Genomic DNA, 13,519 nt, shown 5'->3' with positions numbered 1-13,519 from the left:
CGCGCGCCGGGCAGGGCCGGGGGCCGCTCCGGACGCTCCGGAACGGCCCCCGGCCCGCCACTCCCCCGTGCCGTCAGAAGACGGTGATGAACCGGGCGGTGCTCGGCACCCCTTGGGCGTTCAGGGCGAAGAGCATGTACGTGCCCGGCAGGACCACGCCCTTGTCGGCCGGGATCGACACCGTGTACGTGCCGGTGTCCGTGGCCGTGGAGGTCAGCGGGACCCTCCGCTGGTCGTTGTCCGTGGAGTGGGTCGCGGCCGCGGCCCGCATCAGGACGAAGGAGGTCACCGGCCCGTCGGTGGTGACCGTGAGCGAGGCGCCCGCGGCGGCCCGGGGCGGGACGCCGCCGGTGATGGCGGGGCGCGGCTTGGGCGAGCCGTCCGCGTTGAGCAGGTACGGCGGGGTGAACACGGCTCCGTCGGAGTGGTTGGTGGCGCAGTCGCCGCACAGGCCGCCGCCGCCGGAGAAGATCCGCCCGTCGGGCAGCAGGTTCGCCACGCTGTGGTAGTTGCGCGGGATGGCCATGCTGGCGAGCGGGGTGAAGCGTCCGGTCGCCGGGTCCCACAGCTCGGGGGTCAGCACGGAGGTGGCGTCGCTGAACGGCACGGGGTACGCCTGCCCGCCGAACACGGCGACCTTGCCGTCGGGCAGGACGACGCTGTTGCCGAAGGCGCGGGCGTACCCCATGTCGCCCGTGCGGGCGACCCGGACCTGATCGCCGTCGACGCTCACGGTGTACGCGCGCCGGGTGGCGGGCGTGTTCTCGTACGCGGGCGAGCCGCCCAGGGTGAGCACCTTGCCGATGTCGTACGGGACGGCGTTGCCGGTCATGGCGTCCTGGCTGTCGGCCCGGGTGCCGGCGGAGGCGATGCTGCCGCTCCCGTCGGTGGTGATCCAGTTCATCTGCTTGCTCGGGCCCAGCTGGAGGACCTTGCCGCCCGAGGTGGCGTACAGCCACATGTGGTTGTCGGCGCGGTAGGCGCCGCGGGGGTCGGCCGTCATCGCCGGGACGGCGGGGACGCCGGGGAGCTTGCGCCAGGTACCGGTGTCCGGGGACCAGACCTCGCCGGACTTGTCGCCCGCGGCTCCGCTCCAGGATCCGCCGAGGACGAAGGCCTCGCCGGTGGAGAGCAGGGTCATCGCCTGGTAGCCGCGGGCGATGTTCATGTCGCTGGTCGCGGACCAGGTGTCGGTGGCCGGGTCGTAGACGCTGGCCTTCTCCGCGTTGCTGCCGCCGGTGACCAGGACCCGGCCGTCGGCGAGCATCGCTATGCCCGGGCAGAACATGTCGTGGCCGGTGTTGTCGACGCGGCGCTGGGTGACCTTGCCCGTCTTGAGGTCCAGGATCGCGGTCTGGGTGTAGCCGTTGCTGCCGCCGAAGCGGTCGATCGCGTACGCCGACCAGGCCAGGAGCTTGTCGCCCGGCAGGACGGCGGTGGCCACCGGCACCAGGGGGAAGCCGGTGATCCGGCTCCAGGAGCCGTGGGCGGCCGGGTTCGCCGGTCCGCTCAGGCGTATCTCGGCGGCGGAGGTCCAGGGCCCGCGGTTCCCGGCCTCGCTGGTGACGGTCAGCCGTACGTAGCGGGCGTTCGCGGCGCGGATGAAGGTGGCGGTCTTGACGGTGTCGTCGTCGCGCCAGGTGCCCGATGCGACCGGTGCGCCGAAGGTGGTGCCGTCGGTGCTGGTGGTGACGGTGTACGCGCCCGCGCGCCCGTTGACGCCGTTCTTGCGGGGTTGGTAGACCAGGGCGGAGACGGCCGCCGTGCGGTGCATGTCGACGGTGATGCTGTGCGGCAGCGGGGCCGTGGTCCCGGAGTACCTGCTGTGCCAGAGGGTGGCGGCGTCACCGTCCAGGACGTTGGCGGCGCGCCCGTTCTCCCTGGTGGTCTCCTCGTCGCTCGCCGTGGCCGTCCACCCGGTCCTCGGCAGGTCGACGGTGGCGGCCGGGGTTCCGGGGTCGCCGAGGATGTTGAGCTCCGCGGCGGAGCTCCACGGGCCGCGGTTGCCGGCCTCGGTGACGGCGGTGAGCCGGACGAAGCGGGCGCCCTGCGGGGCGAAGCCGAGGGTCTTGGTGCCGGCGTCGTCGGCGAGGGTGCCGGTGGCGACCGGACTGCCCCAGCTCCGGCCGTCGGTGCTCACGCTGATGCTGTACTGACCGATGCGCCCGTTGATCCCGACGGCGCGGGGCTGGTAGACGAGCGCCGAGACCACCGTCGTGCGGTGCATGTCGACGGTGATGCTGTGCGGCAGCGGGGCCGTGGTCCCGGAGTACCTGCTGTGCCAGAGGGTGGCGGCGTCACCGTCCAGGACGTTGGCGGCGCGCCCGTTCTCCCTGGTGGTCTCCTCGTCGCTCGCCGTGGCCGTCCACCCGGTCCGGTCGAGCACGGGAGCCATGGGCTCCATGGCGTTCGCCGGGGCCACTCCGTGGTGCGGCGACTGCTTCGCGACCTGCTGGTCGAAGGTCCCCGGCGGGGGCGTCGGGCCGCGGCCCCCCGTCCCCGCGCTCGCCACTCCGAGCCAGGGGGTGAGCCCGACGAACAGCGAGCCGAGGGCGAGGGCGATGAGCAGAGGGGAGCGACGGAATGCTCCGGCAAGGGCGCGTATGCGTCTGGGCTGCACGCGTATGCGTCTGGACCGCAATCGGACCTCCTGGGCGAACCGCGAATCGTGAACCGCTGCGAACCCCTAGAACATAGGGCAGCCCAGGTCAACTCGACCGCAGAACAGACGAGTTGACGCTATCCGGGCCGCCCCCGGCCCCCGGCCGATCCCCGGTCGACCCCGATCTCCCCCGCAAAACGACCAAGGGACCGTTTCAGATCACTCTGAAACGGTCCCTCGGTCTACGACTCTTTCGAGTCGAGACGACGGGATTTGAACCTGCGACCCCTTGGCCCCCAGGAATGAGGATCAAGGGTATTTTCTGGACATAGCGGACTCAATCAGGGTGCACTTCGTGCGGGCGAGGGTCCGCCGTGCACCATCGCGCACACCGTGTGGTCCCCAAGTGGTCCCCACACCGGCCACGCCCTGGCCGGAACGATTCGATGGGCCCTTGGTTCGCCGGCACCCACGCGGGACGATGAAGGACGGATCTCGCAGTCTGCGTGAAATCAAGACCCTCCCTTGCCACAATGGGCCCGCTGGGCCGTCTCGGCGCTTGCGCCGGGGCCGACGGGGGGAGCGGGAAACCAGTGGCCGATGGGCCTTCCGTAGGGGTGGACGTCGCCGTTCTGCTGGATGCGATGCCACCGCTCAGGCAGCGCGAGGAGATCAGGCGCGCCCTGCTGTCCCCCCGGCAACCGGCCTTCTCGTACGTCAAGGAGCGCGTCGCCGCGGAAGATGTCACGGCTCTGCGGGTGTTACGGGACGGGAACACGCCCCTGCACCGGCTGCTGACGCCCCGGGCGGCCGCCGCGTCCAGTGTCCGCTCGCTCGTGGGACGTCGACCGTTCCTGTCGGAGGAGCCCGCCGCGACCCAGTCTCTGCGGGCGTCCGCTGCCATGGGTCTGGCGCTCGTCGGTGAGGCCGAACAGAGCGCCGACGAGTTGGCGACCGGGTTGCTTTGGCTACGGGCCAACCAGGCCCACCCAGGCCACGAACACTTCTGCCCCCGGGAAATGTTGAAGCGGACCGACGCCGGGCACGCCACTCGGCTGCACCGCCTCATGGACGCCGTGCCCGCAACCGACCAGGACCTGGCCCTGTCCGCGCTGACGTGGCTGCTGGCCCTCGACGACGCTCTGCCACAGCCCCGCCCCACAGCGAAGGCGACCGTCCTGTTCGACGACGGACGGGGCGGTGTCCGCGGCACCCTCACCCTCGCTGTGCTGCCGCAAGGGCCGCCCGCGCTGCTGCCCGATCCGCGCACCATGTCGGGATTCCGCGGCGACGAGCGGTTCCTGCAGTCACTGCGCGACGCCTGGGACGACATCGGGAGAGGCGTCACCACTACCGTGCTCTGGTCGCTGACCGACCCGGACGGCGTGGTGGGCATGGTCGAGGACAACTCCCTCGGCTGCGCTTTCGCGGTCCTGCTGGGAGAAGCCGAACGGGCCGGACGCCGATTACGGCCACCCGCACTACGCCGGATCAACCCGCGCACCGCTCTGGTCGGTGGCCTCGACGCCGCGCGGCCCGGCGCACTGGTGTCCGTGGGCGGGTACGCGGCCAAGCTGAAGGCAGCCGGAGAGGGCGCCAACGTCGTCGTGCCCGCCGCCGACCGGGAGGAGGCCCGCCAGGCCCTGCCGGGCGGCACCGCGGACCGGCTCCTGTTCGCCGCCACCGTCGGGGAGGCGGCCCGCAAGGCGCGCGTCTGGGACTTCCCGGTGGTCAAGCGGGTCAGCTACACCGTGGTCGCCACGCTCTCCGTGCTCGTTCTGCTCAGCCTGTACCTGGCCAACCGGCTCGGCGCCACCAGCGAGGCGGAAGCGCGCAGGGCGCTTGCCTCAGACCTCGCGGCCGAGGCGATGCTGCTACGCGAGACCGATCCGAGGCTGGCCGCCCTGCTCGGCCTCGCGGGGTACACGATGGAACCGGACACCCCGCGCGCCGTCCAGGCCATGCGGGACGTGCTGGAGGCCAACTCCGGGGTCCGCCTGTCGTGGCGGGCCAGCCCGGAAGAGGTGCACAGCATCGCCGTCGACGACCGGCACGGCCGGGTGTACACCACCGGAGACGACCCGTACCTCAAGTCCTGGGACCTGCTCACCGGCAAGGAGCTCGGCAGGACCGGCGGAGCCGTCACCGACCTCGTGCTCGACCACGCGAGTGGTCTGCTGGCCGCCCGCGACGGCACGATGGTGTCGGTGTACTCGGTGCTCCGGCCCGTGCCCCGGCTCATGGGCCGGCTCGCAGCCCCCTCGTGCGGGGGCAAGGGCGGCAAGCCCGTCGCGAACGCGTTCGCAGGTAACGGGGCGAGGCTGGTGGAGGTGCTGAGCGACGGGGCCGTCGCTCAGTACGACACCACGACCCTGGAGGAGCTCGACTGCCGACGCACCGGGGACGTCGTCAACCAGGGCTATCTCATCCGCGCGGCCGACGACAGTGTGGTCGACGCCACGACCGCGCCCAGCCCGCCGCCGGCCCTCGCCGGACAGCGACACGGCGAGGACCAGGCCCTGCTGCTGCTCAGTTCCGGTGACGTCATGGCGCTGGGACTCGACACGCACAAGCTCACCACCGAGATCAGGAGCAGCGATGTCCAGGGAAACGCACTCCAGATCGACGCCGGCGACACCACGGTGCTGCTGGCAACGCCGCTCGGGGTACAGGCCTGGGACCGGCGCGGCCGTCGGACCCTCTCCTTTCCGGTCGGCGGCCTGAGCTACCGGCCCCGCGCCGTGGCCGCGTACAGGGGCAGTGTGGCCATCGCCGGGAACGACGGCACCGCCCTCGTCCCCGTGGGCGGCGGCGACGACAGGATCGCCAGCCGCGGGCTCGAAGTCCCGCGTGGCGGAACGGCGTTCACCGCCGCAGTCGGCGATCTGTTCACGGTCGTGTCCGGCGGGCGCGGCGGCCGGGTGAACGTGCTCGACGACCGGCCCGATCCCCTCGGCCTCAGCCCCACCTCGCACGCGGACGTCGTGTCCTTCGGTCCGGACGGGCTGCTGCTGCTCGCCGACGGCGGCGAGCCGTTCAGCTCCGACAGCGTCTACACGATCGATCCGCGCACCACCCCCGAGATCGCGCTGAATCCGGCAGCGCAGCAGTACGCCCACGTCGCGGAGTACCCCTTGCGCGACACCTTCGAGTTCCGCGACGCCGCCACGGCGGGATCGCTCGTCGCGGCCGTCGGCCGGAGCGACGACAACGCGGCGGCGGCCGTCGTGTGGCGCGGTAAGGGTGCCGACCCGAAGGTCCTGCCCGTACCCGGTCCGGGCCGGGTCGCCGCCGGTGAACGCCTCCTCACCAGCGTCGCCTTCGTGCCGGAGGCGGACCTGCTCGTCGCCCGGCATGCCACCGGTCCCCTGATGATCTGGTCCACCAAGACCTGGCAGCTCGTGGCCACCATCCCTCTCACGGCGGGATCAGGTCTGGCCGTGCACGGCACCCAGGCCCTCGCCCTGGAGAACCGCGGAGCCGAGGGTCCCCGCATCGTCCTCGTCGACCTGACGACCCGCGCCATCACCCGGTCCGCCGCCGCTCCCGGTGCCCGGTTCCTCGACTGGAGCCGTGACGGCACCCGTATCGCCGTGCTCGCCCAGGACAACACCGTGCACTACCGGGACACCGCCCTGAAGGAGACCGGCGCACCCCTCGTCCTTCCCGAGACCGCCGAGGCTCCGACCGCGATGGCCCTGTCTCCCGACGGCCGCCGCATCGCCATCGCCGTCGACGACCAGGTCCTCGTCCACGAAACCGCCACCGGCCTGCAGGCCCTTCCGACCTTGCCCGCCGCCGCCGTGCCGGGCACCCTCCGCCTCTCCTGGTCACCGGACGGCGACTTCCTCGCCGGGGTGGGCCGCCGGGACGACAGCGACTACTACGCCGCCGGCGCCGCGAACGTGTGGCGAGTCGGCGGAATCGACTGGCGCCGACAGATCTGCCGGTGGACCGGTGGGACGGGCCTCAGCACCGGGGAATGGCGAAGCCACATCGGCGACCGCCATCCCTATGCCGACCTCTGCGCCGAGACGAAATGAGCCGCCTCATGCCCCGCGGGCCCCGCGCCGGACACCGACCCCGCAGGCTCCTGACCTGCGTCCTGGCCACGCTCCTCGCCACCGTCGCATGCACCTCCACCGGCGGTGGACCGCCGACGCCCCGCGCCACCACGTCGACTCCCGCCGTCCGGGCCCCCGACCGGCAGCACCCCGTCCTCGCTTTCCTCCGGTACGAGAAGGAGCCGGACATGGCGGTCGTGATGGCAGACGCGGCGGGCCGGACCTGGAAGGCCGCCGACGTGCCCCCTGTCTACTCTCCCCTGTCGGGCAGCCGGTCGTGGCCGACCCGGCTGGTGTGGTCGCCCGACGCCGACCGCCTGGCCTGGCTGGACGAGGACGACTGGGCCGAGACGGGAGAGATCCACCTGCTCGACGTGCGCACCGGCCGAGAGACCTCACGCCCCTGCCCCTGCAGCGGAGTCGGGTTCCTGGGTGAGGACGCCGTCAGCCTGAGCACCGACGGCCGCTCCCTGCTGCTGTTCCCGCCCGACGGCACCGCGCGGCGCATCGCCCTGTCCGAACACCTGCTTCCCTACTCGAAGCTGGCCGCCGGTGGGGCCGACGACGTCGTCCTGTTCTCCAAACTCACCGAGGGGCCCGGCCTGGGCGTGTTCCGCGGAGAGGGCACGCTCGCCGTGGCCGACCGCCGGGGCAAGGTCCGGCAGCTGCTGCCGGGCAAGGGGCACACCACCCTCCACGAGACCCGGCGACAGCCCGGAGGCCCGGCCGTGGCCTGGTCGAACCACGACTCGGGGGGCGTCTGCTGGGGCAGGGAGAGCGTGCTCACCCACGCCGTCACCACGGGTGGCCCCCGACGACCGCTCCCCGACGACGCGGCGTTCCGCCACGCCCTGGTGCCGGAAGCGCGCCTGGTGACCTCTCTGGACTGGGCGGGTGACGGCCTCACCGTCACCTTCAGCGCCCTGCCGAACTGCAGTGTCATGTACCCGGAGCGTTCCGCCTCCTACTACGTGCACGACGGTCGGTGGACCTATCTCGGCAGCGGCATGCTCGGCATCGCGTACGGGGCCGACGGCCGGGTCGCGCGATTCGACGCCCCCGTGTACGGGAAGGCCACCATCGACTCCGGTCCGACCACCGGCAGGCTCACCCTCACCACCGGTGGCGAGAGACACGTCCTGGGCGAGGGAGTGTCCCTCTTCGCCTTCACCCCTGCCGAAAGCGCGGCCGCCCGGCCTCCCTCGGCACCGGCTCCCCAACCATCGGAAGGCGTGACCGCAGAGGACGACCACGGCGCCCCCCTGCCCGATGCCGTGCGCGTACTGGCCCGGAACATCGAGGCCGCGGCTGCGGAGGGCGACACCGGCCGCCTCGACGCACTCTGCGATCCCTGCAGCACGGCGGAGCACGACTGGATCCGCTCCGCCGAAGGCCCGCGGGCCGTCCTGCGCGCCATCCGCACCCACCCCAGGAGGGTGGACGCCGAGCTGGTCTACCCGGGTCCGGGCAGCTGTGCGGACGCGATCGACCGGGAGGACACCTGTACCCCGCAGCAGCTCCGGGACGCCGCCGTCCTCGGTCTGAAACCCGGACTCGGCCCCTCCTACTCAGCGGCGGAAGCCGTACGCGTACCGCTCACCTTGCGCATCGAGGGAGGAACCGCGCGATGGACCGGGCTCGCCGCGGGGTGACGTGCCCCGCCGTCACCCCACCCACCCCCCGCCAGGCACCGGACACCGACACCACGGAGCCGATCCTGACCGGCGACACCGTCGAGGGCCGGCGGGTGCTCGGGTTCACCTGCACCGCGCGGGCCGCGCCCACCGCGGCCGACGACCAACTGCTCCTCCGGGGTGATGAACACGCCGACCGCCCACCCCGGCGGAGCTCCGACCCCGCGGACCAGCCGAGCCTGCTGCGCACGGGCCGGCGACCGGGCAGCCAGATGCGGACCGACCCGGTCCGCACCCACCGGCCCGACGACCTGCGCCCCGGTCTGGCCGACCGCTTCCGGGACCTGATCCACGGCCCGTGCACGCCGCACTTCACCGCGGTGCTGATCGAGCACCTGGCCGCCTCGGGCCACCACACCTGGCTGAGTGGAGGCGCCCCCCGGGACCTGCTGTCCGGGGCCACCCCCGACGAGGTCAACGACCTGGACCTGACGGGCACCGCGCCCGCCGGAGCCTTCACCGAGACGACCCGTCAGGTGCTCGACCTCGACGGCACGAGTGCGGAGCACCCCCAGCGGTTCAGCCCCGACACCCTCGTCTGTACGGTCCTCGACCCCGTCGCCCGCACGGGCGGACCGAGCCTCGACTACCGGGGCCTCGGCCTCGGGCTCGACGGCACGTCCTTCCCGGCCACGGGCACCGACCTGATCCAGGACAGCCTGCAGCGCGACCTCACCGTCAACACGCTGCTCTACGAACCCGTGCAGAACCTGGTCGTCGACCCGCTGGACACGGCACTCGACGACCTGACCGACGCCGACGGCAAGCGCCGCCTCGTCCCCGTGAACACCTCGACGGATCCGCTGGTGTGCGCCGAAGTACTCCTGCGCGGCGTGAAGTTCCGGCTGCGCTGGGACGATCGCGTCCTGGACGACGGCCCCCTGCGCGCATGGGCCTTGGCTCTGCCGGACGATCTGCTCGACCGGCTCGACCGGTGCGGCGAGGAGACGTGGCACCGTCTGGCGGGGCTCTGGGCCCAGTGCGTCCCCGACCCCATGTCCCCCGCGCTGAAGGAGACGATCCGCCGACTCGGAACCGTCGCCGCCCAACTCCACGCACGATGCGAACGGGCAGGCAGATGACGGCCCCCCACCCCGAAGGGACCGTCCTGCCCCCACATCGGCCCCTCAGCGACTGGATCGCCCGTGTCCTGCCGGGCGCGCCGGGGCAGCCTCCCGCACTCGGCCGCATCAACGACGGTGACGAGCGCGCCGACGCCCGCTTCTTCCCGCGGTTCCGCACCCAGCCCTGGACACGGACCAGCGCGGTCGTCGAACGGGCCGGCGAGCTCTGCCGCGCCCTGGCACTGCGGGCGCCCGACGGGCACGTGGTCGTCGAACTCGACGACCACGGCGCGCCCGTACCTGTCTCGGAGCCGGGCACCGACCTGGTCGCCAGTCTGGAGGAGCAGTGGGCCGACCCCCCGGCCCATCCGGAGATCGTCGCCGGCCTCCATGCCGAGAGCCTCGCGCTGCGCTACTTCCTCCTCCACCGACTCACCCGTGAAACCCTCCCGCCACCGCGCCTCTTCCACTGTCTTCCCTGGGAGCGCGTCGACGCCGCGGCCCGCTCGGCCACAGCCCGACTGCATACCGAAACCAGCTCCTCGCCCGCATTGCCGATCCCCCCACCGGACGGAGAACTGCGCCACTGGTTCACCCCGGCCGCGTCATCGCTCGCAGGCCCCCTTCAGGTCCTCGAAGCCGGCCTTCGCACCGAGCGGACCGGCCCCTGGTTCGGCAGGGAGGCCGCGCACCTGCTGAGCGGTCTCCGCGCCGCGGAACCCGCGCGTCTGCCCACCCCGACCCGGCATGCCCTGGCGGGGCTCGTCGACGCACTCGGCGAGGCGGACCGGGCTCTGCGCCACTCCGCGCGGTTGGTTTCCGAGCGGCTGACCGGGCTGCGACACATCGAACCGATCGCCCTGACAAGGCGCCTGGACTCGGAATTCGTCCTCCGGGCGTCTTCGGGGAACCGGCGGACCGGCCACACCGAGTTCCTTGAGCAATGGCCGGTCGCCGTGGGCCTCACCGTGACCGGCGGCGGACTGCTGGAGATCGAAATGGAGGTCGAGGACCACCCCGTCCCGCCCTTCCGACGCCTCGCCGACGGCGCGCTCTGCCATCCGGTGACCGTACGGCCGGGCACGGACACCGTCGGCTCCGGCGCGGGCATCCGATACTGGATGGTCCTCGACGCCACCGAGGGCATGCTGCACGGCTTCGTGGCGGTGACCGCGCCGGACACCACCTTCGAGGTCGACCTCGACGCACCGCCCGTACCCCTACGCTTCCTGGACCGGGTCTCTCGGGAGGAACTGGAGGCATCGCTCACCGCCAACGAACGTGTCACGCTGTCCCAGTGGCACCGGTTGATCGACGGCCTGCCCCCGCACCACCCGGCCCATGCCGCCCTAACCGCCTACGCGGCCCGCCGTGCATGACGCCAACTCCTTTGGCCTGCCTCACGGTTCTGCCCCACTCGGAATATGACACCGGTACCGTGGGCGCGTGGATACCGAAGATCCGGCCGGCCTCGACAGCGACACCCGCCGTCGCCGGGCCATCGAAGCCGAACTCAGGCGGATCGAAGAGAGCGCCATGTACAGCGCGCAGTCCCAGTTCGAGGAGACCAAGCGCTGGCGCACCGTGCACGTCCTCCTCGGCGTCCCCGCCACCTTGCTCGCCGCCCTCGCCGGCACCACGGCCCTCGTCGAATCCACGGGGCGGACCATCGCCGGCATCCTCGCCCTGGTCGCCTCCGGCCTCGGCGCCGTCCTGACCACGGTCAACGCACCCCAGCGATCCGCCCAGGCCGCGGCATCGGCCAATGCCTTCCTGGAGATCCAGACCGCCGCCCGTCAGCACCGCGAGATCGACCTCGACCACTGGACCTCGGAAGAGGCCCGCCAAGCCCTGACCGCACTGACAGCCCGGCGCGACGAACAGAACACCAAGGCACAGGTTCCCAGCCGCCGCGCCTACCGCAAGGCACAGGCGAACCTGCGGGCGGGGACGCAGACGTACGCGGTCGACGGGGACACCTGAGGGGCATGCCACCCCATCGGCTACGTCCGGCGCTCGCTGCCGGGGCAGGAACTCGACTGACGGTGCGACACGCTTTGACCGGATCGAGGTGCGCTCCGGCCGGTCAAGTGCGCTGGTCCCCAAGTGGTCACCGAAAACGAGTCAGGGGCCGTTTCAGATCGCTCTGAAACGGCCCCTGACCTGCGACTTTTGCAAGTCGGGACGACAGGATTTGAACCTGCGACCCCTTGACCCCCAGTCAAGTGCGCTACCAAGCTGCGCCACGTCCCGATACCCGTCTGACCTGGGGTTTCCCCCGGCCGAACGCGCATGAGAACCATACCGCACTTTCCCCGGTGGTCACGCACGCGTTTCCCGGCGCTCGTGTGAGGGGGACGCGCAGAGCGGGTGATGTTCACCCTCCGTGACGCGCCCCTACGCCCTGGAGTGCGTCCGCACGCCCGCGCCGGTGGGGGCGGGAGGGGGGTCCGGCGGGTCGGAGGGCGGTGCCACCTGGGCGGAAAGGGGGGTGGAGGGCTTCGGGAATGTCCTCACTCTGGGGAAGTAGTGACGCATGTGGCGATACGAAAGGGCTCGTCGCCATATGCCCGCGACTTTGTTGCCGTTGGCATGTGGCAGAAAGATGACCATGGGGAAGGGACTCGGGGCCAGGTCGAGCAGGCCAAGAGCACACGAAACACAGTCAGACACGATCGTCAACCACGCCTGTTTCAGACAAACTCCGTGGCGATATTGATCCGTTCCGGAAAGATCAACACCATGAATGGGTCGGCCTGTTCGGGACGGGACCACTGCCGATGCTCCACCTGCTCGGACAACTCGCCGAGCAGGCGTTCCGCAGGGGAGGACTCGCATGAACAACTACTTCAACAGCCGACTGCATCATGAGCTCAGGGAAACGGTCCGTGACTTCGCCGAGCGTGAGGTCCGGCCGCGAATAGCCGAGATGGAAGAGTCCCGGACGGTCCACCACGAGCTGTCCCGCAAGATCGCCGAGCAGGGCTGGCTGGGCGCGACAATCAGCCAGGAGTACGGCGGGATGGGCGCCGGCCACCTGGCCAAGACGATCATCATCGAGGAGCTCTCCCGGGTCAGCGGCGCCATGGGCGCCATGGTCCAGGCCTCGCAGCTGGGTACGGCCAAGATCGTCCACTTCGGCAGCGACGAGCAGCGCAAGACCTGGCTCCCGGAGATCGCCGCCGGCGCCTGCCTGCCCACCATCGCGGTCACCGAGCCCGAGTCCGGCGGTCACGTCCTCGGCATGAGCGCCAGCGCGGTCCGGGACGGCGACGACTACATCCTCAACGGCAGCAAGGTCTACGTCGGCAACAGCCACGTCGGCGATCTGCACGGCGTCGTGGCCAGGACCGGCCCGGGTTCGAAGGGGCTCACCGCCTTCCTGGTCGAATCCGATCGCCCCGGGTTCAGGACCGGTCCGCAGCAGCCGGCCATGGGCCTCCACGGCTTCAGCTTCGGCGAGCTGATCTTCGAGAACTGCCGGGTGCCGGCCTCCAACCGGCTCGGCGACGAGGGCGACGGCCTCGCCGTCGCGTACTCCTCCAGCGTGCTCTACGGCCGGGCCAACCTCACCGCCGTCTCCCTCGGCATCCACCAGGCGATCCTGGAGGAGACCACGCGCTTCGCCTCCGAGCGCATCCGCTACGGCAAGCCGCTCCACGACCTGCCCACGGTCAAGCTGAAGCTGGGGCAGATGCAGTCCCGGCTGATGACCGCCCGGCTGGCCGCGTACCACGCCGTGCACCTGCTCGACCAGGGCCTCTCCTGCGACACCGAGCTGATGAACGCCAAGCTCGTCAACGTCGAGTCGGCGATCGACTCCGGTCGCAACGCCATGGAGATCCACGCGGCCGCCGGTCTCTTCACGGACCGGGCCATCGAGCGGTACCTGCGCGACGCGCACCACATCTTCGCCCCGGCCGGCACCTCCGACGTCCAGCTCCTGCGGCTGGCCGAGGTCGCCCTCGGCCAGGACAAGGGCAGCTGGTCGGAGCGGCTGTCCGAGCTGGTCCGCACGCCGGAGCGGGAGCCGGTGCACGTCTGATCCCCGCCCCCACGGCCCGGGAGCCCCGGCACGGCCGCTGCCGTACCGGG

Annotated in this window: 7 protein-coding genes and 1 tRNA gene; 6 read left to right on the top strand and 2 right to left on the bottom strand. The window is 71.7% G+C overall.

Going from position 1 to position 13,519, the window contains the following annotated elements:
- Nucleotides 1-73: 73 nt before the first annotated feature.
- Complete coding sequence (locus ACH4TP_RS12160) at nucleotides 74-2,620, bottom strand: discoidin domain-containing protein (protein ID WP_398437340.1); 2,547 nt, start codon at nucleotides 2,618-2,620, stop codon at nucleotides 74-76.
- Nucleotides 2,621-3,246: 626 nt separating this feature from the next.
- On the opposite strand from ACH4TP_RS12160, the gene ACH4TP_RS12155 reads away from it, so the two are divergent.
- The 5 genes from ACH4TP_RS12155 (at nucleotide 3,247) to ACH4TP_RS12135 (ending at nucleotide 11,407) form a co-directional block, all read left to right on the top strand.
- Complete coding sequence (locus ACH4TP_RS12155; RefSeq protein WP_398437339.1) at nucleotides 3,247-6,645, top strand: hypothetical protein; 3,399 nt, start codon at nucleotides 3,247-3,249, stop codon at nucleotides 6,643-6,645.
- A gap of 8 nt (nucleotides 6,646-6,653) precedes the next feature.
- Complete coding sequence (locus ACH4TP_RS12150; RefSeq protein WP_398437337.1) at nucleotides 6,654-8,318, top strand: hypothetical protein; 1,665 nt, start codon at nucleotides 6,654-6,656, stop codon at nucleotides 8,316-8,318.
- Complete coding sequence (locus tag ACH4TP_RS12145; RefSeq protein ID WP_389230991.1) at nucleotides 8,294-9,442, top strand: hypothetical protein; 1,149 nt, start codon at nucleotides 8,294-8,296, stop codon at nucleotides 9,440-9,442. The genes ACH4TP_RS12150 and ACH4TP_RS12145 overlap by 25 nt, the downstream gene beginning before the upstream one ends.
- Entirely contained in the window at nucleotides 9,439-10,803 is a 1,365-nt protein-coding gene (locus ACH4TP_RS12140) for a hypothetical protein (protein ID WP_398437335.1), read from the top strand. Before ACH4TP_RS12145 ends, ACH4TP_RS12140 begins: the two co-directional genes overlap by 4 nt.
- Before the next feature lie 67 nt (nucleotides 10,804-10,870).
- The gene (locus ACH4TP_RS12135; protein ID WP_389230986.1) at nucleotides 10,871-11,407 is read left to right on the top strand and encodes an SLATT domain-containing protein; all 537 of its coding nucleotides are present in this window, start codon (nucleotides 10,871-10,873) and stop codon (nucleotides 11,405-11,407) included.
- Between the two features lie 196 nt (nucleotides 11,408-11,603).
- On the opposite strand, the gene ACH4TP_RS12130 is transcribed toward ACH4TP_RS12135, so the two are convergent.
- A tRNA-Pro gene (locus ACH4TP_RS12130) sits at nucleotides 11,604-11,677 on the bottom strand.
- A 583-nt stretch (nucleotides 11,678-12,260) separates the two neighbouring features.
- Here ACH4TP_RS12130 and ACH4TP_RS12125 point away from each other — a divergent pair.
- A complete protein-coding gene (locus ACH4TP_RS12125; protein WP_398187309.1) occupies nucleotides 12,261-13,469 on the top strand; it encodes an acyl-CoA dehydrogenase family protein in 1,209 nt (402 codons plus the stop codon).
- Nucleotides 13,470-13,519 lie beyond the last annotated feature (50 nt).

The organism is Streptomyces sp. NPDC021012, assembly GCF_044333355.1.
GTDB lineage: Bacteria > Actinomycetota > Actinomycetes > Streptomycetales > Streptomycetaceae > Streptomyces.
Note: the sequence above shows the minus strand (reverse complement) of the source record. Positions and strands in the feature narration are given on the sequence as shown.

Excerpts from the sequence above, each read along its gene's own strand:
- ACH4TP_RS12125 (WP_398187309.1), top strand. The coding sequence starts at position 12,261 with ATGAACAACTACTTCAACAGCCGACTGCATCATGAGCTCAGGGAAACG.
- ACH4TP_RS12155 (WP_398437339.1), top strand. The coding sequence starts at position 3,247 with ATGCCACCGCTCAGGCAGCGCGAGGAGATCAGGCGCGCCCTGCTGTCC.
- ACH4TP_RS12150 (WP_398437337.1), top strand. The coding sequence starts at position 6,654 with ATGCCCCGCGGGCCCCGCGCCGGACACCGACCCCGCAGGCTCCTGACC.
- ACH4TP_RS12140 (WP_398437335.1), top strand. The coding sequence starts at position 9,439 with ATGACGGCCCCCCACCCCGAAGGGACCGTCCTGCCCCCACATCGGCCC.
- ACH4TP_RS12145 (WP_389230991.1), top strand. The coding sequence starts at position 8,294 with ATGGACCGGGCTCGCCGCGGGGTGACGTGCCCCGCCGTCACCCCACCC.